This is a genomic window from Streptomyces sp. NPDC002788, from assembly GCF_053592115.1.
In genome coordinates, this window is record NZ_JBSFVB010000009.1 from 124,447 (window position 1) to 146,668 (window position 22,222).

The 22,222-nt window shown below is 70.3% G+C and carries 22 protein-coding genes; 1 reads left to right on the forward strand and 21 read right to left on the reverse strand.

All coding sequences use genetic code 11. The features are described 5' to 3' along the window. Window positions 1-3: 3 nt before the first annotated feature. Window positions 4-981 (reverse strand): aspartate carbamoyltransferase catalytic subunit, encoded by a 978-nt coding sequence (locus tag ACWD1U_RS18385; RefSeq protein ID WP_451108664.1) that lies wholly within the window; start codon window positions 979-981, stop codon window positions 4-6. Window positions 982-1,073: 92 nt separating this feature from the next. Continuing rightward, window positions 1,074-1,640, reverse strand: coding sequence for a bifunctional pyr operon transcriptional regulator/uracil phosphoribosyltransferase PyrR (gene pyrR, locus ACWD1U_RS18390; RefSeq protein ID WP_451108666.1), 567 nt, complete (start codon window positions 1,638-1,640; stop codon window positions 1,074-1,076). Window positions 1,641-1,906: 266 nt separating this feature from the next. Between pyrR and bldD the strand changes: the two genes are divergently transcribed. After that, window positions 1,907-2,410 (forward strand): transcriptional regulator BldD, encoded by a 504-nt coding sequence (gene bldD, locus ACWD1U_RS18395; protein WP_020938842.1) that lies wholly within the window; start codon window positions 1,907-1,909, stop codon window positions 2,408-2,410. Between the two features lie 165 nt (window positions 2,411-2,575). On the opposite strand, the gene nusB is transcribed toward bldD, so the two are convergent. The 19 genes from nusB to ACWD1U_RS18490 form a co-directional block, all read right to left on the reverse strand. Then, entirely contained in the window at window positions 2,576-3,010 is a 435-nt protein-coding gene (gene nusB, locus ACWD1U_RS18400; RefSeq protein WP_451108668.1) for a transcription antitermination factor NusB, read from the reverse strand. 2 nt (window positions 3,011-3,012) lie between these two features. Beyond that, window positions 3,013-3,579 (reverse strand): elongation factor P, encoded by a 567-nt coding sequence (gene efp / locus ACWD1U_RS18405; RefSeq protein ID WP_451108670.1) that lies wholly within the window; start codon window positions 3,577-3,579, stop codon window positions 3,013-3,015. 49 nt (window positions 3,580-3,628) lie between these two features. After that, the gene (locus ACWD1U_RS18410) at window positions 3,629-4,744 is read right to left on the reverse strand and encodes an aminopeptidase P family protein (RefSeq protein WP_451108672.1); all 1,116 of its coding nucleotides are present in this window, start codon (window positions 4,742-4,744) and stop codon (window positions 3,629-3,631) included. A 330-nt stretch (window positions 4,745-5,074) separates the two neighbouring features. After that, entirely contained in the window at window positions 5,075-5,938 is an 864-nt protein-coding gene (locus ACWD1U_RS18415) for a Pro-rich N-terminal domain-containing protein (RefSeq protein ID WP_451108674.1), read from the reverse strand. Window positions 5,939-6,269: 331 nt separating this feature from the next. Beyond that, window positions 6,270-7,361: a 3-dehydroquinate synthase gene (aroB, locus tag ACWD1U_RS18420; RefSeq protein ID WP_451108675.1), complete on the reverse strand. Its 1,092-nt coding sequence runs from the start codon at window positions 7,359-7,361 to the stop codon at window positions 6,270-6,272. Further along, entirely contained in the window at window positions 7,358-7,873 is a 516-nt protein-coding gene (locus tag ACWD1U_RS18425; RefSeq protein WP_451108677.1) for a shikimate kinase, read from the reverse strand. The genes aroB and ACWD1U_RS18425 overlap by 4 nt, the downstream gene beginning before the upstream one ends. Beyond that, window positions 7,870-9,054: a chorismate synthase gene (gene aroC, locus ACWD1U_RS18430; RefSeq protein WP_451108678.1), complete on the reverse strand. Its 1,185-nt coding sequence runs from the start codon at window positions 9,052-9,054 to the stop codon at window positions 7,870-7,872. The genes ACWD1U_RS18425 and aroC overlap by 4 nt, the downstream gene beginning before the upstream one ends. Before the next feature lie 34 nt (window positions 9,055-9,088). Beyond that, window positions 9,089-9,604 (reverse strand): hypothetical protein, encoded by a 516-nt coding sequence (locus ACWD1U_RS18435; RefSeq protein WP_451108680.1) that lies wholly within the window; start codon window positions 9,602-9,604, stop codon window positions 9,089-9,091. A gap of 51 nt (window positions 9,605-9,655) precedes the next feature. Further along, window positions 9,656-10,495 carry a shikimate dehydrogenase gene (locus ACWD1U_RS18440; RefSeq protein WP_451108681.1) on the reverse strand — a complete coding sequence of 280 codons (840 nt, stop codon included), beginning with the start codon at window positions 10,493-10,495 and terminating at the stop codon, window positions 9,656-9,658. Next, a complete protein-coding gene (mltG, locus tag ACWD1U_RS18445) occupies window positions 10,476-12,200 on the reverse strand; it encodes an endolytic transglycosylase MltG (protein ID WP_451108683.1) in 1,725 nt (574 codons plus the stop codon). Before mltG ends, ACWD1U_RS18440 begins: the two co-directional genes overlap by 20 nt. A gap of 123 nt (window positions 12,201-12,323) precedes the next feature. Next, window positions 12,324-12,788 (reverse strand): Holliday junction resolvase RuvX, encoded by a 465-nt coding sequence (gene ruvX, locus ACWD1U_RS18450; protein ID WP_451108685.1) that lies wholly within the window; start codon window positions 12,786-12,788, stop codon window positions 12,324-12,326. 15 nt (window positions 12,789-12,803) lie between these two features. After that, window positions 12,804-15,476 carry an alanine--tRNA ligase gene (gene alaS / locus ACWD1U_RS18455; RefSeq protein WP_451108686.1) on the reverse strand — a complete coding sequence of 891 codons (2,673 nt, stop codon included), beginning with the start codon at window positions 15,474-15,476 and terminating at the stop codon, window positions 12,804-12,806. Then, complete coding sequence (locus ACWD1U_RS18460; RefSeq protein WP_451108687.1) at window positions 15,476-15,829, reverse strand: hypothetical protein; 354 nt, start codon at window positions 15,827-15,829, stop codon at window positions 15,476-15,478. Before ACWD1U_RS18460 ends, alaS begins: the two co-directional genes overlap by 1 nt. A 9-nt stretch (window positions 15,830-15,838) precedes the next feature. Further along, a complete protein-coding gene (locus ACWD1U_RS18465; protein ID WP_451108688.1) occupies window positions 15,839-16,270 on the reverse strand; it encodes a DUF948 domain-containing protein in 432 nt (143 codons plus the stop codon). Between the two features lie 184 nt (window positions 16,271-16,454). Then, window positions 16,455-17,069, reverse strand: a complete 615-nt coding sequence (gene rpsD / locus ACWD1U_RS18470) for a 30S ribosomal protein S4 (RefSeq protein WP_010046470.1) — start codon at window positions 17,067-17,069, stop codon at window positions 16,455-16,457. Window positions 17,070-17,379: 310 nt separating this feature from the next. Next, on the reverse strand, window positions 17,380-18,732 hold the full coding sequence (locus tag ACWD1U_RS18475; protein WP_451108690.1) for a replication-associated recombination protein A: 1,353 nt from the start codon (window positions 18,730-18,732) through the stop codon (window positions 17,380-17,382). A 57-nt stretch (window positions 18,733-18,789) separates the two neighbouring features. Then, window positions 18,790-19,446, reverse strand: a complete 657-nt coding sequence (locus ACWD1U_RS18480) for a vitamin K epoxide reductase family protein (protein WP_451108692.1) — start codon at window positions 19,444-19,446, stop codon at window positions 18,790-18,792. Window positions 19,447-20,133: 687 nt separating this feature from the next. Continuing rightward, the gene (gene hisS / locus ACWD1U_RS18485) at window positions 20,134-21,396 is read right to left on the reverse strand and encodes a histidine--tRNA ligase (protein ID WP_451108694.1); all 1,263 of its coding nucleotides are present in this window, start codon (window positions 21,394-21,396) and stop codon (window positions 20,134-20,136) included. An 11-nt stretch (window positions 21,397-21,407) separates the two neighbouring features. Continuing rightward, window positions 21,408-22,124 (reverse strand): MBL fold metallo-hydrolase, encoded by a 717-nt coding sequence (locus ACWD1U_RS18490; protein WP_451108696.1) that lies wholly within the window; start codon window positions 22,122-22,124, stop codon window positions 21,408-21,410. Window positions 22,125-22,222 lie beyond the last annotated feature (98 nt).

A 22,222-nucleotide genomic window follows, 5' to 3' on the forward strand; every position in this document is an offset into this window, starting at 1 on the left:
GTCTTACTTCTCCTCGGTACGGGTGTGGGTGACGGCGGGCTCGTTTCCACCGAGCAGCAGGTACAGGACGGCCATCCGGATGGACACTCCGTTGGCGACCTGCTCGACGACGGTGCAGCGGTCGGAGTCGGCGACCTCGGCGGTGATCTCCATGCCGCGAACCATCGGGCCGGGGTGCATCACCACGGCGTGCTCGGGCATCCGCGCCATGCGGTCGCCGTCGAGGCCGTAGCGGCGGGAGTACTCGCGCTCGGTCGGGAAGAACGCGGCGTTCATGCGCTCGCGCTGGACGCGCAGCATCATCACCGCGTCGGACTTGGGCAGCGTGCTGTCCAGGTCGTAGGACACCTCGCAGGGCCAGGTCTCGATGCCGACGGGCAGCAGGGTCGGCGGGGCGACGAGGGTGACCTCGGCGCCGAGGGTGTGCAGCAGGTCGACGTTGGAGCGGGCGACCCGGCTGTGCAGGACGTCGCCGACGAGGGTGATGCGCCTGCCTTCGAGGTCCCGACCGAGTCCGGCGTCCGGTCCGACCAGGCGGCGGCGCATGGTGAAGGCGTCCAGCAGAGCCTGGGTGGGGTGCTGGTGGGTGCCGTCGCCGGCGTTGACGACGACCGCGTCGATCCAGCCGGAGTTCGCCAGCCGGTACGGGGCTCCGGAGGCTCCGTGCCGGATGACCACGGCGTCGACGCCCATGGCCTCCAGGGTCTGGGCGGTGTCCTTCAGGGACTCGCCCTTGGAGACGCTGGAGCCCTTGGCGGAGAAGTTGATCACATCCGCGGACAGCCGCTTCTCGGCGGCCTCGAAGGAGATCCGGGTCCGGGTCGAGTCCTCGAAGAAGAGGTTGACGATCGTGCGGCCGCGCAGGGTCGGCAGCTTCTTGATCGGCCGGTCGGCGACCCGGGCCATCTCCTCGGCGGTGTCGAGGATCAGGACCGCGTCGTCGCGAGTGAGGTCGGCGGCCGAGATGAGATGACGCTGCATCTGTCAGGCTCCGTAAGGCAGTTCAAACGGGAGAATTGGGGCAGACGGGCGCGCACCGAGCCGACGTACGCCGGCGGCGTACGTCTGGAGCGCTACTGAGGGGTCGGCTTGGCACCGAGCAGCACGGTGTCGCGACCGTCCTCCTCGGCGAGCTGGACCTTGACCGTCTCCCGCAACGACGTGGGGAGGTTCTTGCCGACGTAGTCGGCGCGGATGGGCAGTTCACGGTGACCGCGGTCGACGAGGACGGCGAGCTGCACCGCGCGGGGACGCCCGATGTCGTTCAGCGCGTCGAGGGCGGCGCGGATGGTGCGGCCGGAGAAGAGCACGTCGTCGACGAGGACGACGAGCTTGCCGTCGAGGCCGTCACCGGGGATCTCGGTGCGGGCCAGCGCACGCGGCGGATGCATGCGCAGGTCGTCGCGGTACATGGTGATGTCGAGCGAGCCGCACGGAACCTTGCGCTCGGTGATCTGCTCGAGCTTGTCGGCGATCCGCCGGGCGAGGAAGACGCCGCGGGTCGGGATGCCGAGGAGGACCACGTCGTCGGCACCCTTGGCGCGTTCGACGATCTCGTGGGCGATGCGGGTCAGTACCCGTGCGATGTCGGGCCCTTCGAGAACGGGCCGGGCACCGGACTGCGAGTCGTGCGTGTCCATACGAAACGGACCTCCTTCTCCGCCTCACGGGACGGACCTTAAAGGACGTCGGGATTGCGCCATACACGGTAGCAGGTCCCCGCCGTCACTCCGATGGCCCCCTCCAATCACCCACTCGGCCCAACGGAACACCGATAGCACGGAAGAGTCGGTGCGGACCATTCGGCTTGACGCGGCAGAGTAACGCTGCGTAACCTCACAGTGAGTTACCAGCCGCGCGGCCTGGCACCCACGCCAGACGCGTCGACACAGTGCCGGGGAGCTATATGTCCAGCGAATACGCCAAACAGCTCGGGGCCAAGCTCCGGGCGATCCGCACCCAGCAGGGCCTTTCCCTCCACGGTGTCGAGGAGAAGTCCCAGGGACGCTGGAAGGCGGTCGTGGTCGGTTCGTACGAGCGCGGCGACCGTGCCGTGACCGTGCAGCGCCTTGCCGAGCTGGCGGATTTCTACGGCGTTCCGGTGCAGGAGCTGCTTCCGGGCACCACCCCGGGCGGCGCCGCCGAGCCGCCGCCGAAGCTGGTCCTGGACCTGGAGCGGCTGGCCACGGTGCCGGCCGAGAAGGCGGGCCCTCTCCAGCGCTACGCGGCCACGATCCAGTCGCAGCGCGGTGACTACAACGGCAAGGTGCTCTCGATCCGCCAGGACGACCTGCGCACACTCGCCGTCATCTACGACCAGTCGCCGTCGGTCCTCACGGAGCAGCTGATCAGCTGGGGTGTCCTGGACGCGGACGCGCGTCGCGCGGTGGCCACCCACGAGGACGCCTGACCCCTTTCGCGGGGACAGCAGAAACGTGCCGCCGGGGTGGCCGAAACCGTATGGGTCTCGGCCACCCCGGCGGCGTTCTGAGGGCCTCGCGGCCCTCGCCCGTACGGGAATGCCGAAGGGCCCGCAGCAGTCACGCTGCGGGCCCTCCGGCGTATGTGATCTTCCTCAGACCTCGTCGCGGCGGAGCGAGGGCTTGAGTTCCTTCAGCCGGCCGAGCAGGCCGTTCACGAACGACGGCGACTCGTCCGTGGAGAACTCCTTCGCCAGCTGCACCATCTCGTCGAGGACGACTGCGTCCGGAGTCCCGTCGACCCAGATCAGCTCATAGGCGCCGAGCCGCAGGATGTTGCGGTCGACGACCGGCATCCGGTCGAGCGTCCAGCCGACCGAGTACTGAGCGATCAGCTCGTCGATGCGCTTCGCGTGCTCCGCGTAGCCCTCGACCAGCTCCATCGTGTACTCGCTGACCGGCGGCTGCCGGGTGTCAGCCCGGGAGAGCCGCACCCAGTCCGCGAGGACCGTCAGGACGTCGACGCCGCGCTGGTCACCCTCGAAGAGGATCTGGAAGGCGCGCTTACGGGCCGTGTTGCGGGCAGCCACGGTTAGCTGTTCACCCGGCCGAGGTAGTCGCTGGAGCGAGTGTCGACCTTGATCTTCTCACCGGTGGTGATGAAGAGGGGCACCTGGATCTGGTGGCCGGTCTCCAGGGTGGCGGGCTTGGTGCCGCCGGTGGAGCGGTCGCCCTGGACGCCCGGCTCGGTCTCCTGGATCGTCAGCTCGACCGCGGCGGGCAGCTCGACGAAGAGCACCTCGCCCTCGTGCTGCGCGACGGTGGCGGTGAAGCCCTCGATCAGGAAGTTGGCGGCGTCGCCGACGGCCTTGCGGTCGACGTGCAGCTGGTCGTAGGTCTCCATGTCCATGAAGACGAAGTACTCGCCGTCCATGTAGGAGAACTGCATGTCCCGCTTGTCGACGGTGGCCGTTTCGACCTTGACGCCGGCGTTGAAGGTCTTGTCGACGACCTTGCCGGAGAGCACGTTCTTGAGCTTGGTGCGCACGAAGGCCGGGCCCTTGCCGGGCTTGACGTGCTGGAACTCGACGACGGACCAGAGCTGGCCGCCTTCGAGCTTGAGCACCATGCCGTTCTTGAGGTCGTTCGTGGAAGCCACGGTTGCGGAATCTCCTGGACTGACGTACGACCCCGGGGCACGCACCTGCCTACAGGGCGAGCAGCTCCTTGGTCGTGATGGTGAGTAGCTCGGGTCCGCCGTCCGCCTCGGGGCGGACGACGAGCGTGTCATCGATCCGGACACCACCCCGGCCCGGGAGGTGGACCCCAGGTTCGACGGTGACCGGCACGCAAGCGTCCAGTTTACCCATGGCCGCGGGACACAATTGAGGGTCCTCGTCGATTTCGAGCCCCACCCCGTGCCCCGTCAGGGCCGTGAGGCCCTCCGTGTACCCCGCGGAGTCCACAACCTGGCGGGCGGCGCGGTCGACGTCCCGGCAGGCGGCGCCGGGTACCAGGCTCTCACGCCCGGCCCGCTGGGCCGCGAAGACCAGGTCGTACAGCTCGATCTGCCAGTCCGCGGGGGCGGTGCCGATGACGAACGTACGGCCGATCTCACAGCGGTAGCCGCGGTACGTCGCACCCAGGCAGACGGAGAGGAAGTCGCCCTCCTCCACGCGGCGGTCGGTGGGACGGTGGCCGGGGCGGCCGGAGTTCGGCCCGGTGCCCACGGAGGTGGGGAAGGCCGTCCCGTCCGCCCCGTGATCGACCAGGCGCCTTTCGAGTTCCAGGGCGAGATGGCGCTCGGTGCGGCCGACGAGGATGGACTCCAGCAGTTCGCCGAGGGCCTGGTCGGCGATCTCGGCACCGATGCGGAGGCAGGAGATCTCCTCCTCGTCCTTGACGACCCTCAGTTGCTCGACCGCGCTGCCGAGGTTGGCCAGGCGCAGCCGGGGCGCGACCGAGCCGAGGGCTCGGTGCCGGGCCACGGTGAGGTGGTGCTCCTCCACTGCGAGCGAGTCGGCGCCCTGGCCTTCGGCGATGTCGGCTGCCGCGACGGCCGGGTCGCCGCCGCCGGTCGCGGGCAGGGTCTGTACGCGCAGGGCCTCGTCGGGGCGCTCCTGCGTGGGGCGGTCGGCCGTCGGGCCGGCGCACAGCAGAAGGTCCTGCTGTGCTGTCCTGCCCAGCAGCAGAACGGCGCCGGGCGGGGCGACACCCGCGAGATAGCGCACATTGGCGGGGCGGGAGACGAGCGCCGCCGCGCTGCCGCCCGCGTTGCAGTATTCCCTCAGACGCGTCCGGCGGGCCGCGTACACCTCTGACATGACCCGAGCCTACGAGCGACGGGGGGATGTCGCCGGTCGGGAGGGCCGAGTGGGGTGCGGGTGCCTCCGGCGGTCGGGCCGGGGTCGTGACTGCGGCGGCCCGGGCGCACTCGCGCCTTCTCGCCGGGTGGGTAGGGGGTCGCGCCGGGGGGTGTCCGTCCTCGGAACGGCGCGATGGGGTTGCGTACCCGACTCAGCGTCCGTCGACGCGCCCACCGCTGCGGGCGGACACCCCCCGACACGGTCCCTTGCGTCGTCCGGCGGGCTGCGCACCCACTCGGCCCCGGCACGAAAGCCCGGCACAGCCGGAACCCCGGTGCACCGCACCGGCTACCACTGCGGCGGGCTCGCGATCGACCTGACCAGGACGTCGTCCAGTACGCGCGCGGTCTCCGGGACGTCCAGCTGCGAGTTGTCGATGATGGGCAGGCCGGATCCGTACCAGCCGGCCATGCGGCCATGGATGCGGGCGACCTCCTCGTCCGACAGCCGCCGGTTCCCCGAGCGCTCCGCGTTGCGTTCCAGGACGATGTCCAACCCGGGCAGCAGGACGACCGGCAGCAGACCGGGGCCGACGTGGCGCTTCCAGCCGCCGAGGCCCACGACCGGGCGGTCGGGGAAGACCGCGTCGTCGAGGACGCACGAGATGCCGTTGGCCAGGAAGTTCCGCGCGGCGAAGCCGCAGGTGCGGCGGGCGAGGCGGTACTGGGCCTCGGAGCTGTCGTTCCACCCGGACTGCGGGTCGGCGAAGCCGGAACGGACCCATTCGCGTACGTCGTCGAGGCTGATGTGCGCCGTGGGGACCCGGCGGTGGTCCGCCCAGTACTTGGCGACGCTGGTCTTGCCCGCACCGGCGGGGCCGATCAGCAGGACGGCGAGGGTCGTGCCCGCCGGGTCCGGGGCCGCCGCGGCGGGCGGCGCGCTCGGCACGGCGAACGGGCCGCCCGGCGGCAGCGGCACATGTCCGGTGGTCTCCGGTGCGGGAGGAAGGGAACCGTGCTGCGGGGGCGCGGCCGGCCCGGGCTGCGGCGCGGGGTATCCCGGAGGCGGGGGCGGTGGGGGCACGGGCGCGGGGCCCTGGTGCGCGCCCGGGGGCTGCGGGCCCGGGTGGTGTGCGGCCGGCGACCAGCCGACGGCCGGTCCGTGCCCCGGCTGATGGGGCGGCGGCAGCGGAGAACCCACTGCGTGCTGCATCCGGTGCCACTCCGTCTCGTACAGGCGATAGGCGCTGACAGCGGGGGCGGAACCCCGCTGCTACCGAACGGTACCGCCCCCGGTCGTCGATGTGTGAACGGCCGGGGGCGGCCCGAAGTGCCCTTTCCCGTAAGGCGATTTCGGGCGGAAGGCGCGCCGCGGGACTTAGGGGTCCTTGCGCTATGAGCGTCCGATCAGGTCGCGCGGCCTGGTGCCGTGCATCGCAAGGCGCCGGAGAGCCCTGGTAGCGGAGCTACCTGGGCGCTTCGGCAACGCGGCGAGGCGCGGTGCCAGGCCGCGCGACCCGGGCGGGCACAGTGCAAGGACCTCTTTACTGACCGACCTCGCCGTACGCGGCGAGCAGCACGGCCGGGTCGGGTCCTTCCAGGACCGTGGGCTTGGCCAGACCGTCGAGGACGATGAAGCGCAGCAGGTCGCCACGGGACTTCTTGTCGACCTTCATCGTCTCCAGCAGCTTGGGCCACTGGTCGTGGCGGTAGTGCAGGGGCAGGCCGACCGATTCCAGGATCGTGCGGTGGCGGTCGGCCGTCGCGTCGTCCAGCCGGCCCGCCAGACGGCCCAGTTCGGCGGCGAAGTGCATACCGACCGACACGGCCGCGCCGTGCCGCCACTTGTAGCGCTCGTTCTTCTCGATGGCGTGGCCCAGCGTGTGGCCGTAGTTGAGGATCTCGCGCAGGCCCGACTCCTTCAGGTCCGACGACACGACGTCGGCCTTGACCCGGATGGAGCGCTCGACGAGCTCGGCGGTGTGCGGTCCGGCCGGGGTGCGGGCCGCCTCGGGGTCGGACTCGATGAGGTCGAGGATCACCGGGTCGGCGATGAAGCCGGCCTTGATGACCTCGGCGAGTCCGGACACGTAGTCGTTGACCGGGAGGGAGTCCAGCGCGGCCAGGTCGCAGAGGACACCGGCGGGCGGGTGGAAGGCGCCGACGAGGTTCTTGCCCTCGGCGGTGTTGATGCCGGTCTTGCCGCCGACGGCCGCGTCGACCATGGCGAGCACGGTCGTCGGGATGGCGATCCAGCGCACCCCGCGCAGCCACGTGGCGGCCACGAACCCGGCGAGGTCCGTGGTGGAACCGCCTCCGACACCGACGATGACGTCCGTGCGCGTGAAGCCGGACTGGCCCAGCGCCTTCCAGCAGTAGGCGGCGACCTCGGCTGTCTTGGCCTCCTCCGCGTTGGGCACCTGGATGGCGACGGCCTCGTAGCCCTGCCCTGCCAGGTCGGCGCGCAGCGCTTCACCGGTCTCGGCCAGTGCCTCGGGGTGGACGATCGCGACCCGCTTGGCCTTGGTGCCGATCAGCCCGCCGAGTTCGCCCAGGAGCCGCCGGCCCACCAGGACCTCGTACGGGTCGGTCCCCGCCGTGCCGCCGACCTGGATCCGGGTGACTGCCTCGCTCATGCTTCCTTCAACTCCAGTGCGTCCAGGGCGACTTCGGTGACCTCTTCGGGCGTGCGACCGTCGGTGGCGACCACGGCCGTGGCGACCTCCTCATAGAGGTGCCGACGGGCGTCCATCAGCTCGCGCCACTGCTTGCGCGGGTTGACCGCGAGCAGCGGGCGGGCCGCGTTGAGGCCGGTGCGCTTGACCGCCTCCTCGACGTCCATCGACAGGTACGCCACCCGCTGCCCGGCGAGCAGCGCGCGCGTGTCGGCGTCGAGGATCGCGCCGCCGCCGAGCGCCAGGACGCCGTCGTGCTCGGCGAGCGCCCGGTGCACGGCCGCCTTCTCCGCGGCCCGGAAGGCGGGCTCGCCCTCCTCGACGAAGATCTCGGCGATGGTCCGGCCCTGCTCGGCGACGATGTCGTCGTCGGTGTCCCGGTAGGAGACGCCGAGACGCTCGGCCAGCAGCTGCCCGACGGTGGACTTGCCCACCCCCATCGGGCCGACCAGGACGACCAGCGGCCCGCTCATCGGATGGTGAGGTTGTCGAGGTACGAGGTGACGTTGCGGCGGGTCTCGGCCACCGAGTCGCCGCCGAACTTCTCCGCCACCGCGTCCGCGAGCACGAGCGCCACCATGGCCTCGGCGACGATGCCGGCGGCCGGGACCGCGGACACGTCGGAACGCTGGTGGTGGGCCTGCGCCGCCTCGCCCGTGGTCACGTCCACGGTCTGCAGGGCGCGCGGCACCGTCGCGATCGGCTTCATCGCGGCGCGGACGCGCAGCAGCTCACCCGTGGTCAGGCCGCCCTCGGTGCCGCCCGAGCGGCCGGAGGTGCGCCGGATGCCCTCGTCGGTCTTCACGATCTCGTCGTGTGCCTTGGACCCCGGAATCCGCGCCAGTTCGAAGCCGTCGCCGATCTCGACGCCCTTGATCGCCTGGATGCCCATGAGCGCGCCGGCGAGCCGGGCGTCCAGCTTGCGGTCCCAGTGCACATGTGAGCCGAGACCGACCGGCACGCCGTACGCCAGGATCTCGACCACGCCACCGAGGGTGTCGCCGTCCTTGTGGGCCTGGTCGATCTCGGCGACCATCGCCTTCGACGCGTCCGCGTCCAGGCAGCGCACGGGGTCCGCGTCCAGCTTCTCGACATCGGCCGGCGTGGGGTGGACACCCTGCGGCGCCTTCGCCCCGGCCAGCTCCACGACGTGGCTGACGATCTCGATGCCGGTCGTCTCCTTGAGGTACGACCGGGCCACCGCGCCCAGTGCCACGCGGGCGGCGGTCTCACGCGCGGAGGCGCGCTCGAGGATCGGCCGGGCCTCGTCGAAGCCGTACTTCTGCATCCCGGCGAGATCGGCGTGGCCGGGTCGCGGGCGGGTCAGCGGGGCGTTGCGTGCGAGACCGGCGAGGATCTCCGGGTCGACCGGGTCGGCCGCCATGACCTGTTCCCACTTCGGCCACTCGGTGTTGCCCACCATGATCGCGACCGGGGAGCCGAGGCTGAGGCCGTGCCGGACGCCGCCGATGAAGGTGACCTCGTCCCGCTCGAACTTCATCCGTGCACCGCGCCCATAGCCCAGCCGCCGCCTCGCGAGGTGGTCCGCCACCATGTCCGTGGTGATCGGCACGCCGGCGGGAAGGCCCTCCAGCGTCGCGACGAGTGCGGGACCGTGGGACTCGCCCGCGGTCAGCCAGCGCAACCTGCTCAACGGTGCTCCTCAGTGCTCGCGCCTGGTACTGCCCTCAGTACGCGCGTCCTCGCGTACGGCGACGGCCTGACCGGGTGCGCGGCCCGGTCCGCCACCTCCGATCCTCCCACGTCCCGCCCGACTGCCCGGCGTGCGGTCCATCAAGCGGACGCGTTCGCGGACGGGCCGTCGCCCTGACGCTGCCGCGGTGCGTACGCCCCCCCAGGAAGTCGGCACCGCTCGGCTGCTGCGCGGGCTGTGCCTGCCGCGGTGCGTACGCCCCGAGGTGGTCGGCCCCGGCGCCCTGCTGCGGCGGCGCCTGCCGCAGGGCGTACTCCCCCAGGTAGTCCGCCGCGCGCCCCTGCCCGTACTGCGCCGCCGCGTGCACCGGCTGCCCGCTGCGGACGGCGCGGCGGTAGGCGATCTTGCGTTTGATCTTCACGACCCAGGACGCGACGACGGCGAGGACGATCAGGGCGAGCACCGTGATCTGCACCCACTCGGGCAGGAATCCCAGCAGGGCTTCGAATATCTGGGACTTGACGGACGCCTGAGGCAGGCCTGCGGACATGACGGACGTTCCCCTCCCCCGTTCCGCCCCCTGCGGAACCGAGAGCGGATCTTATCGGGCCGCGAGAGCCCGCTCGCCCGCTTTTCGCATGGCGTCCAGGGGCGCCGGGGCCAGCCCCGTCATCAGCTCGACCTGGAGCACGGCCTGGTGGACCAGCAGGTCGAGGCCGCTGACGACGGCACCGCCGTACGCCGACCAGCGGGCGGCGAGGTCGGTCGGCCAGGGGTCGTAGAGGACGTCGAAGAGGGCCGCCGGACGCTCCGGCACGGACCGGGCGAGGGCGTCGGTGACACCGGCGGGCGTGGTGCTGATCACCAGGGGGGCGCGCAGGGCCTCCTCGGCGTCCGCCCAGTCGGCGATGCGCACCGGGACGTCCAGCCGCTCGGCCCACTGCCGCATCTCGGCGGCGCGGGCCTCGCTGCGCACGTACACGGCGATCTCGCCCGGGCAGATGCGGGACAGCGCCGCCAGCGCGGACGAGGCGGTGGCGCCCGCGCCCAGGATCGCGGCGGCCTCGACCTTGGCGATGCCGTGTTCGCGCAGAGCCGCGACCATGCCGGGGATGTCGGTGTTGTCGCCGGCCCTGCGCCCGTCCTCGGTGAAGACGACGGTGTTGACGGCGTCGACCGAGGCCGCGGTCTCGCTGACCTCGTCGAGCAGGGGGATCACGGCCCGCTTCAGCGGCATGGTCAGCGACAGCCCGGCCCACTCGGGCCCGAGCTTCTCGACGAACCCGGGCAGCGTCGCTTCGTCGACCTCGAAACGGTCGTACGACCAGCCGCTCAGCCCCAGTTCCGCGTACGCCGCGCGATGCAGCACCGGAGAGAGGGAATGGGCGATGGGGCTGCCGAGCACCGCGGCCCGATGGGCTTCAGTTGCCCGTGGTGGCATCGAACTTTTCCTTGAGCTTCTCGAACTCGGTGTACGTCTTGGCGAACTCGGTCTTGGTGTGGCCGTCGGTCGCCACGAAGTAGATCCAGCCGTCCTTCGTCGGCTTCAGAGCCGCCCGCAACGCGACGTCCCCCGGGTTGTCGATCGGACCGGGCGGCAGGCCCTTGTTGGTGTACGTGTTGTAGGGGTCCTTGTTGCTGTTGATCTCGGACTCGCTGATGTGGATGTTGCTCTCGTTCTTCAGATAGTTGAAGGTCGAGTCGAACTGGAGCAGCTGGTTGGTCTCGGTATTGGTCGGCTTCAGGCGGTTGTAGACCACCTCGGCCATCTTCCGGAAGTCGTCGTGCGTCTTGCCCTCGGCCTGGACGAGGCTCGCGACCGTGATCAGCTGCCACGGGTCCTTGAGTCCAAGGCTCTTGGCCTTCTTCTCGACGCCGAGCTTCTCGTACGTCTCGGTGGCCCGTGCCACCATCTGCTTCAGCACGGCCTCGGGCTTCTGCCCCTTGCTGATGCCGTAGCTGGAGGGATAGAGGAACCCTTCCAGCGGGTCCTTGACGTTCGGGTGGTTCTTCGCCCAGGCAGGCAGACCGAGCTTCTCGTAGTCCTTCTCGGCGACCGCGGCGGTGGTGCCCTCCTTGACGCCCAGCCGCTTGTCGATGAGGTGGTAGATGTCGGCGTTGCGCTTACCCTCGGCGATGATCAGGTTGTCGCGGCTCTTGGGGCTGAGCATCAGTTCGACCGCACTCTCGGCCGACATTTGCTTCTGCAGCGTGTACACGCCGTCCTGGATGCTTTTGCCCTCCGGGTTGCTCTGCTGGGCCGCGACGAAGGCGTCGATGCTCTTGACGACCCCCGCGTCCTTCAGCACCTGACCGATCTTGTAGCCGAGTGCTCCCTCGGGGATCTCGACCGTCACCTGCTGCCCGTTGCCGTCGCCCGCGAAGTCCGGAGCGTCGCCGAAACGATCCTGGTAGAACTGGTAGCCGAAGTACGTGACGCCTGCCAGGCCTCCGCCCAAGGCCAGGACGACGAACAGGCATGCCATTCCGTTGCGGCGCTTCTTGGGCTTGCCACCGCGTCCGCGTTTGCCGTCGCGACCGCGGCGGTCCCGCGGCTCGTCGCCGTCGTCATCCTCGTCCCCACCCGCGAAGAAGGCGTGTTCACCCTGGTCGGGGCCGGGGTCCCAGTCGGTCTCCGGTTCCGGCTCCGCCTCGGCCCGCCGCCGGCCGGGCGGCTCGGGGGGCGGATAGGCATCGGGGGTGCCGTAGTAGTCCTGCTGGGCCCCGGCGCCGTACGCGCCGGTCTGCTGGCCGTACGGATCACCTGGGTCACCGGGGTACGAGACCTGCTGCTGGTGCTCGCCGTTGTTCCAGCCGCCGTTGTCGTAGTGCTGCTGGTCGTATCCCGGGTCCTGCGGGTGCCCGTGGCCCCCCTGACCGGGGTACTGCTGGTGACTGTGGGCCTGTGCCGCGTACTGCTGGCCGTACGGGTACTGCTGCTGCGCCTGACCGTGTCCGCCCTGCTCACCGGTGCCCCAGTCGCCGTACTGCGGCTGCTGCGGCTGCTCTGGATAGTGCTGCGGCTGGCCGCCGTAGGGGGACTGCTGACCCTGATGGGCCTGCTGTCCGCCCCATCCGCCGTCCCCGTACAACGGGTCCTCCGGATGCCACGGTTCGGAGCCTTGGCCCCGGCCATACTCAGTCATCGATCCCCTAGAGCCGCGAGGCGGCGGTGGCGCGGCTTCCGGCTCGGCGCTCCCGTTCCGCCTCTTGCTGTGCGGCGGCTGTTCGAATGCCGTCGCATCGCGCGGAACGTTACCGTATCGCGATCAGATGACCACTTCGACGCCTTCACCGGGTGCTTTACCTGACACCCGTTCGGATTCAAGCGCCTGTTGCAGGATCACCACGGCTGCGGCCTGGTCGATGACGGACCGTCCCTTCTTGGACTTCACGCCGGAGGCGCGCAGCCCCTGACTGGCCGTCACCGTCGTCATGCGTTCGTCCACGAGTCTCACCGGAACCGGGGAGATCATGCGGGCCAGTTCCTGGGCGAAGCCCCGGACCTTCACCGCGGCCGGGCCCTCGCCGCCCTTGAGGGAGCGCGGGAGACCGACGACGACCTCGATGGGCTCGTACTCCTCGACGAGTTGCTTCAACCGCCGCTGAGCTGCGGGGATGTCCCGCCCCGGGACCGTCTCCACCGGGGTGGCGAGGATCCCGTCGGGGTCGCACGAGGCGACCCCGATGCGGGCGTCCCCGACGTCGATCGCGAGTCGACGTCCTCTGCGCATGCTCTCGACCGTCTCTTACTCGGCCGTCTCGGCGACGAGTCGCTCGACGGCGTCCACGGCGTCACCGACGGCGGCCGGGTTCTGGCCGCCGCCCTGGGCCACGTCCGGCTTGCCGCCACCGCCGCCGCCGAGGGTCTTGGCGGCCGTGCGGACCAGGTCGCCGGCCTTCAGGCCGCGCTCGCGGGCGGCCTCGTTGGTGGCGATGACCGTCAGCGGCTTACCGTTCGCCACTGTGAACAGGGCGACCACGACGGCCCGGCCGCCCTGGATGCGTCCACGCACGTCGAGTACCAGCTTGCGCAGGTCGTCGGCGGTCGTGCCGTCCGGGACCTGACCGGTCACGACAGCGACGCCACGGACGTCCTTGGCCGACTCGGCGAGACCGGCGGCGGCCTGCAGGACCTTCTCGGCACGGAACTTCTCGATCTCCTTCTCGGCGTCCTTCAGCTTGCCGAGCATGGCGGAGACCTTCTCCGGGAGCTCCTCCGGGCGGCCCTTGATCAGCTCCTGGAGCTGGGCGACGACCGTGTGCTCACGGGCGAGGAAGTTGTAGGCGTCCACGCCGACCAGGGCCTCGATACGGCGCACACCCGAGCCGATGGAGGACTCGCCGAGCAGCTTCACCAGGCCCAGCTGGGCGGTGTTGTGCACGTGTGTGCCGCCGCACAACTCCTTGGAGAAGTCGCCGATGGTGACCACGCGCACGCGCTCGCCGTACTTCTCGCCGAATTCGGCGATGGCGCCCTGCTTCTTCGCCTCGTCGATGCCCATGACCTCGGCCTGGACGTCCAGTTCCCGGGCGAGCACCTCGTTGATCTTCTGCTCGACGTCGGTCATCACGGCCGTCGGGACGGCGGACGGGGAACCGAAGTCGAAGCGGAAGCGGCCGGGCTGGTTCTCGGAACCGGCCTGGGCGGCCGTCGGGCCGAGGGCGTCACGCAGGGCCTGGTGGGTCAGGTGGGTGGCCGAGTGGGCGCGGGCGATGGCCGTGCGGCGGCGACCGTCGATCGAGGCGTGGGCCGTGGCGCCGACCGTGACCTCGCCGACCTGGACGACGCCCTTGTGGACGTACACACCCGGGACCGGCTTCTGGCAGTCGCGGATCTCGATGACGGCGCCCGTGTCGACCTTGATCCGACCGGTGTCGCCGATCTGGCCGCCGCCCTCGGCGTAGAACGGGGTCCGGTCGAGGACGATCTCCACCTCGTCGCCCTCGGTGGCGGCCGGGGAGGAGGCGCCGTCGACGAGGATGCCCACGATCGTGGACTCGCCCTCGGTGTCGGTGTAGCCGATGAAGTCGGTCGCACCGGCCTTGTCGGCGATCTCGCGGTAGGCGCCGACGCCGGCGTGGCCGGTCTTCTTGGCCTGGGCGTCGGCCTTGGCGCGCTCCCGCTGCTCCTTCATCAGGCGGCGGAAGCCGTCCTCGTCCACGGAGAGGCCCTGCTCGGCGGCCATCTCCAGGGTGAGGTCGATCGGGAAGCCCCAGGTGTCGTGGAGCAGGAAGGCCTTGTCGCCGGGCAGGACGGTGCCGCCGGCGGCCTTGGTGTCGCTGACGGCCGTGTCGAGGATGTTGGTGCCGGCCTTCAGCGTCTTGAGGAAGGCGTTCTCCTCGGCGAGGGCGACCTTCTCGATGCGCTCACGGTCGGTGATGAGCTCCGGGTACTGCTGGCCCATCATCTCGATCACGGTGTCGATCAGGTCCTTGACGACCGGACCGGTGGCGCCGAGCAGGCGCATGTTGCGGATGGCGCGGCGCATGATGCGGCGCAGCACGTAGCCGCGGCCCTCGTTGCCCGGGGTGACGCCGTCGCCGATGAGCATCACGGAGGTGCGCATGTGGTCGGTGACCACGCGCAGGGACACGTCCGAGGCGTGGGCGTCGCCGTAGCGGACGCCGGTCAGCTCGGTGGCCTTGTTGATGACGGCCATCGAGGTGTCGATCTCGTACATGTTCTGCACGCCCTGCAGAATCATGGCGAGGCGTTCGAGGCCGAGACCGGTGTCGATGTTCTTGCTGGGCAGGTCGCCGAGGATCTCGAAGTTGTCCTTGCCGATGCCCTCGCCCCGCTCGTACTGCATGAAGACGAGGTTCCAGATCTCCACGTACCGCTCGTCGTTGACGGCGGGGCCGCCCTCGGCGCCGAACTCGGGGCCGCGGTCGTAGTTGATCTCGGAGCAGGGTCCGCAGGGGCCGGGGACGCCCATGGACCAGTAGTTGTCCTTCATGCCGAGGCGCTGGATGCGCTCCTTCGGCACGCCGACGACCTCGTGCCAGATGCGCTCGGCCTCGTCGTCGTCCTTGTAGACGGTGATCCACAGGCGCTCGGGGTCGAGACCGTAACCGCCCTTGTCCTGGGGGCTGGTGAGCAGCTCCCAGGCGAGCTGGATGGCGCCTTCCTTGAAGTAGTCGCCGAAGGAGAAGTTGCCGCACATCTGGAAGAAAGTGCCGTGCCGGGTGGTCTTGCCGACCTCTTCGATGTCCGGCGTGCGCACGCACTTCTGCACGCTCGTGGCGCGGGCGAAGGGCGGCTTGACCTCACCCAGGAAGTAGGGCTTGAAGGGCACCATGCCGGCCGGGACGAGGAGCAGAGTCGGGTCGTCCGCGATGAGCGACGCCGAAGGGACGACGGTGTGACCGCGCTCCTCGAAGAAGCTCAACCAGCGGCGGCGAATCTCAGCCGACTCCATCAGTGGTCCTCATTCCGGTTGTACGAGTACGTCTGGTACGCCGACCCCTCGACGTACTTCGGGTTGTTGCGGTTCTCGATGGCGGCATGCCGCCGGGGGCCGGGGAGTTCGGGGTTCTCGTTGATCCCGAGGGCGTCGCCCAGCTCGGCCTCCCGCACGGCCATGTTGTCCCGGACGTCGAGCGCGAAGCCCACGGCACGGTCCTTGATGCGGTGACCGGCCTCGATCGCCTTGTTCCCGGCGGTTCTGGCGAGGCTCTCGGGGGTCAGCTGCTTCAGCTTGCGGTTGACCTTGGTGGTGGCCCACACACCGGCGGCGACGCCCGTGGTGAACCAGAAGGTGCGGCGGAACATCGCTGGCTCTCAGTCCCTCTTCCCTCGGGAGCTGCGCCGAGAGACCGTGCGGCCCACGATCACGGTACGCCTCGACGGCTTGGCGGGCACGTCCTCCTTGCGGCCGCCGAGGGCCCGGCGCACGCCGTAGCCGAAGGCGGCGACCTTGACCAGGGGTCCGCCGAAGGTGGAGGCGACGGTGGTCGACAGCGCCGAGGCGTTCGACGTGACTTCCTGGACGTCGGAGGCGATCGCGTCGACCCGGTCGATCTGGGTCTGCGCGGAGCGCACTGCCGCGGAGGCGTCGGCCAGCAGCGGGACGGCCTGGTCGGTCACGTCCGCCACGAGCTTGGTGGTCGCCCTGAGCGTCTGGGCCAGCCTCGCCAGCGCGACGGCGAGGAAGGAGACCAGAATCGCCCAGAAGACGGCCACCAGGATCCCGGCAACCTCTCCACCGGACACAGCGCACCCGCTCCCTGAAACGTGCCTGAACATCGAAAAAGTCGTGCGACGAGCCTATCGCGCCGGGGGTGGCGCTCCGTACCGGATTACCGCCCGGGCGTGGGGTGATCGCGAAAACCCGCCGCCTCGCCCGCCCGGAAGGGCGGGGAGACGGCGGGCTGAAGTACCGCGTGCCTGCAGAGGATCAGCGGGCGTAGTACTCGACGACGAGCTGCTCGTCGCAGATCACCGGGATCTCCTTGCGGTTCGGCTCGCGGTCCAGGCGGAACGCCAGGGCCTTGAGGTTCACCTGGAGGTAGCGCGGGGTCTCACCGTCGGGGGCGAAGCCACCCTCACGGGCGATCGTGAAGAGGGTCTTCTCCTTGGAGCGCTCGCGGACCTGCACGACGTCGTCCGGACGGACACGGAAGGAGGGCTTGTCGACCTTCTTGCCGTTGACCGCGATGTGGCCGTGGACGACCATCTGGCGGGCCTGGTAGATCGTGCGGGCGATGCCCGAACGCAGGACCAGGGCGTCGAGACGGCGCTCCAGCTCGATGATCAGGGCCTCACCGGTCTTGCCCTGGACCTTGGAGGCACGCTCGTAGGCGCGGACGAGCTGGCGCTCGGACACGTCGTACTGCGCGCGCAGGCGCTGCTTCTCGAGCAGACGGACCTTGTAGTCCGAGTTCTGCTTGCGGCCGCGGCCGTGCTCACCCGGCGGGTAGGGGCGGGCCTCGAAGTACTTGACGGCCTTCGGGGTGAGCGCGATGCCGAGCGCACGCGACTTCTTGACCTTGGGGCGGGACTGGTTCGCCACTGTTTCTCGTTTCCTAGTGTCGGCTTGTCAGGGTTGTGGGAGGTCGCATTCGCAGCCGGGGAAACCCTCCTCGTCCGTGAAGGACGGGGCGGGCAGCCGCTCCCCTGATCTGGGCACATACGTGCAGCACGCGAGTGGCCCACCGACCGGTCCCCTCGCGGGAGGGATGGTGATGGGCTGCCCGCGACACCGTTCGACGGTGCGCGACGCTCCTGGAGCCGGTACGGGGGCTGTGCCCCCGACTGGCTCCGGCTGACTGTCCCGTTCTGACTGCACGGGACGCAGCACTCCGGACGAGTTTACAGGGTGCTCAGGACCGCTTTCGACCGAGGTTCCTCCGGGTCCACTCGACCGCGTCCGCGTAACGGGCCTCCGCGCCGTGGCGGGTCGGCTCGTAGTACTCGCGGTCCTTGAGGGCGTCCGGGGCGTACTGCTGGGCGGCGATCCCCTCGGGCAGGTCGTGCGGGTAGACGTAGCCCTGACCGTGGCCCAGCTTGGTCGCGCCCTTGTAGTGGCTGTCGCGCAGATGCGCGGGGACGGGTCCGGCCAGGCCCTTGCGGACGTCGTCCAGGGCGGCGCCGATCGCGGTGGTCGCGGCGTTGGACTTGGGGGCCAGGGCGAGGGCGATGGTGGCGTGGCTGAGGGTAAGGGCGGCCTCGGGGAAGCCGATCATGGCGACGGCCTGGGCGGCGGCGACCGCGAGGGGCAGCGCGTTCGGGTCGGCGAGGCCGATGTCCTCGCTGGCGGAGATCATCAGGCGCCTGGCGATGAAGCGCGGGTCCTCGCCGGCCTCGATCATCCGGGCCAGGTAGTGCAGAGCGGCGTCGACGTCGGAGCCGCGGATGGACTTGATCAGGGCGCTGGCGACGTCGTAGTGCTGGTCGCCGTCGCGGTCGTACTTCACGGCGGCCCGGTCGACCGTCTCCTCCAGCGTGGTCAGGGCGATCTCCGCCTCACCCTTGTCGAGGGCGGCTCCCGCGGCCGCCTCCAGGGCGGTCAGGGCGCGGCGGGCGTCGCCCCCGGCGATGCGCAGGAGGTGGCTCTCGGTCTCCTCGGGCAGGGCGACGGCGCTCTTCAGGCCGCGATCGTCGGCGAGGGCGCGCCGCAGCAGGCTCCTGATGTCGTCGTCCGTGAGCGGTTCGAGGGTGAGCAGCAGGGAGCGGGACAGCAGCGGCGAGATCACCGAGAAGTACGGGTTCTCCGTCGTCGCCGCGATGAGCGTCACCCAGCGGTTCTCGACGGCCGGGAGCAGCGAGTCCTGCTGGGCCTTGCTGAAGCGGTGGATCTCGTCGAGGAAGAGGACGGTCTCCTTGCCGTAGCCGCCGGAGGCGCGGCGGGCGCCGTCGATGACCGCGCGGACCTCCTTGACGCCGGCGGTGATCGCGGACAGCTCGACGAAGCGGGCGTCGGTGGCCCTGGAGACGACGTAGGCCAGGGTCGTCTTGCCGGTGCCGGGCGGCCCCCACAGGAGCACCGAGGAGGGGCCGGCCGGGCCGGAGGCCTCCCCGACCAGTCTGCGCAGGGGTGAGCCCGGCTTCAGCAGATGCTGCTGGCCCACGACCTCGTCGAGGGTGCGCGGGCGCATCCGCACCGCCAGGGGACTGCTGGACGGTTCCTTCTCCTGGCGTTCTTCGGCTGCGGCGGTGAACAGGTCGGGCTCCACGTCAGAAACCCTAAATCACCGCACTGACAGTCGGGCCGGGCACGGGAACGGCCTGGCTCAGCTGAGCCAGAAGTCCCACCAGCGGGTCAGGATCAACATGCCGATGATGCCGATGTGCAGCACGGGCATGACCCACGTGAACTCGTCGAAGAAGCCCTTCAGCCAGCCCGGGGCGGGCAGGAAGCCCTTGCGGATGTTGAACGACGTCACGTACCAGAACATGAGGATCGTGGCGACCCAGGCCAGGCAGCACCACAGGCACAGGGCGTTGATCCGGTACAGGGACTGGAACATCAGCCAGGCGCAGAAGCTCACGCCGAACAGGCAGCCGGCGTTGAAGGTGAGCCAGTACCAGCGCGGGAAGCGGGCGCGGGCGAGCAGGCTCATGCCGACGCAGACGACGATGCCGTAGCAGACCAGGCCGAGCATCGGGTTGGGGAAGCCGAAGACGGCGGCCTGCTTGCTCTCCATGACGCTGCCGCAGGACACGACCGGGTTGAGGCTGCAGCCGGGCGTGAACGTCTTGCCCTCGACCTTGGCTTCGAGGATCTTGAACTTGTCGATCGTGATGACCCACGCCGCGAGCAGACCGGCCGCGCCGGTGATCACCAAGAGCAGGGCGAGAGCCCGGCTGCCGCCCTCCGCACGGGGCGCGATCTCGGCGCGTTCCGGCTCGGGCTCCGTGGAGACGTCCCTGACTGTCGTCTTGCTCATCACGCCGATCCGTCACTTGAGACCTGAACACCTTCGGGAAGAACCATTGTGCCGCACCGGCAGGTCTGTCCACCGTTCAGTGGACATAAGGATGTCCGCTCGGTCGTCCCCTGAGGGGTGCGTTCCGGCCGACGCTCGTCGCATGACGGCACACGGGTACGACCTCGCCGTGCAGGTGCGGGGTCGCGTGAGCGCTACGGCGACGTGACCGCCGTCGACGGGATCGATCCCGGCATCCGGCACGGCGGGGTGTTCGGCCTGCGCGGGCCCGGCGGCGCGGGGCAGGCACCACGGTGGAGATCCCCCAGGGCGGGACGGGGGCGAGGTGTCCGTGCTCGGGTCGGACCCGGCGACCGGCACGCGTCGCGCGGCCCTCCTGTGTCGGATCGTATGGCAGGGCGAATCGGCGCCCGCGGAGTTGACGGTCCGGGTGACCGAACGGCACTTCGCCCGCTGCTCCCCGCGACCGCACGACCCGGAGGGGATCACCGGCCCGGTCGGTCTCGACACGAAGCCGGACAGCCGGGTCAGAGCCGGGCTGCCGTGCCGGTGGTCGTGCTGACGACGTACGAGACGGACCGGGCATCTGGCCGTGGGCGACCGGACACCGGCCGTGACGGGCGACGCGGTTGGGGCTGCCGGAGAACTGAGGAAGGCGCCGGGAGGCCCGGCGCCTTCGACGGCGGCTCAGCCGAGCCGTGCCTCCAGTTCCGCCACGATCTCGTTCACGCCCACGGCTGCCTGTTCGCCCGACTCCATGTCCTTGAGCTGGACGACACCTTCGGCGAGGTCGCGTTCGCCGGCGACGATCGTGTAGCGGGCGCCGCTGCGGTTGGCGTTCTTCATCGCACCCTTGAGGCCCTTGGCCCCGTAGGAGAAGTCGGTCGCGATGCCGTTCTTGCGCAGCTCCGTGACCTTGGCGAACAGGACCCGGCGGGCCTCCTCGCCGAGCGGAACGGCGAACACGCTGGTGGTGGCGGGCAGTTCGAGCTCGACGCCTTCCGCCTCCAGCGCGAGGACCGTGCGGTCGACGCCGAGGGCCCAGCCGACGGACGGCAGCGCGGGGCCGCCGATCATCTCGGACAGGCCGTCGTAGCGGCCGCCGCCGCCCACCGCGGACTGCGAACCCAGGCCGTCGTGGACGAACTCGAAGGTCGTGCGGGTGTAGTAGTCCAGGCCGCGCACCAGCTTCGCATCGTCCTCGAAGGCGACACCCGCCGCCGTGATCAGCTCGCGGACCTCCTCGTGGTACGCCTTGCAGGCGTCGCACAGGTAGTCGCGCAGCAGCGGGGCGTCCCCCAGCTGCTTCTGGACGGACTCGCGCTTGTCGTCCAGGACGCGCAGCGGGTTGATCTCCGCGCGGCGCAGGGTGTCCTCGTCCAGGTCCAGGCCGCGCAGGAACTCCTGCAGCGCCGACCGGTAGACCGGGCGGCACTCCTTGTCGCCCAGGCTGTTGAGCAGGATCCGGAAGTCGCTCAGGCCCAGCGAGCGGTACGCCTGGTCGGCCAGGATGATCAGCTCGGCGTCCAGCGCCGGGTCCTCCGCGCCGATCGCCTCCGCGCCGACCTGGGAGAAGTGGCGGTAGCGGCCCTTCTGGGGGCGCTCGTAGCGGTAGTACGAGCCGGAGTACCAGAGCTTGACCGGGAGGTTGCCGGCCTTGTGCAGGTTGGCCTCCAGGGCGGCGCGCAGGACCGAGGCCGTGCCCTCGGGGCGCAGGGCGAGCCGGTCGCCGCCCTTGGTCTCGAAGGCGTACATCTCCTTGGTCACGATGTCGGTGGACTCACCGACCCCGCGCGCGAAGAGCTCGACGCTCTCGAAGCCGGGCGTCTCGATGTAGCCGTAGCCGGAGTTGCGCAGCGGCGCGGCGATCGCCTCGCGGACCGCCAGGTACTTCGCGGAGTCCGGCGGGATCAGGTCGTACGTGCCCTTGGGGGCCTTGAAGGTGCTCACGAAAGGTCTCGTCACATTCCTCGTCGGGGAGCCGGGGACGCGCTGCGCTGTTGGCGGTCTGCCGCCACCTGCCGCAGATACGGGTTGGTGGCGCGCTCCTGGCCGATGGTCGTCTGGGGGCCGTGGCCGGACAGCACCACGGTCGAGTCGTCGAGCGGCAGGCACACGCGGGCCAGCGAGTCGAGCATCTCGGCCATGTCACCGCCGGGCAGGTCGGTGCGTCCGACGGAGCCGGCGAACAGCAGGTCGCCCGAGAACAGGATCGGGGGGATGTCCGCCGCCTCGGGCATGCCGAAGGTCACCGACCCCTTGGTATGGCCGGGCGCGTGCGCGACGGACAGCTCCAGGCCCGCCAGCTCCAGCTTCGCCCCGTCGGACAGCTCCTTGACGTCGTCCGGCTCCCCCACGGTCAGCTCGCCCAGCAGCGGCATCCCGATGGAACGGCCGAGCGCCTTCTCGGGGTCGCTCATCATGTACCGGTCGTCGGGGTGGATCCAGGCCGGCACGTCGTGCGCGCCGCACACCGGGACGACCGAGGCGACATGGTCGAGGTGGCCGTGAGTGAGGACGACGGCGACGGGCTTGAGCCGATGCTTTCTGATCGCTTCCTCGACGCCGTCGGCGGCCTGATGGCCGGGGTCGATGATCACGCACTCCTCACCGGCGGCGGGGGCGACGAGGTAGCAGTTCGTCCCCCAGGCCCCGGCGGGGAACCCGGCAATGAGCACGATCGTCCTTCGTTGTGTCGATACGGGCGGCTACGGCTGCTCACAGAGCCTACCGGCGCTGCCGATTCCTCAGCGAACCCATATACGGTACGGGGCAC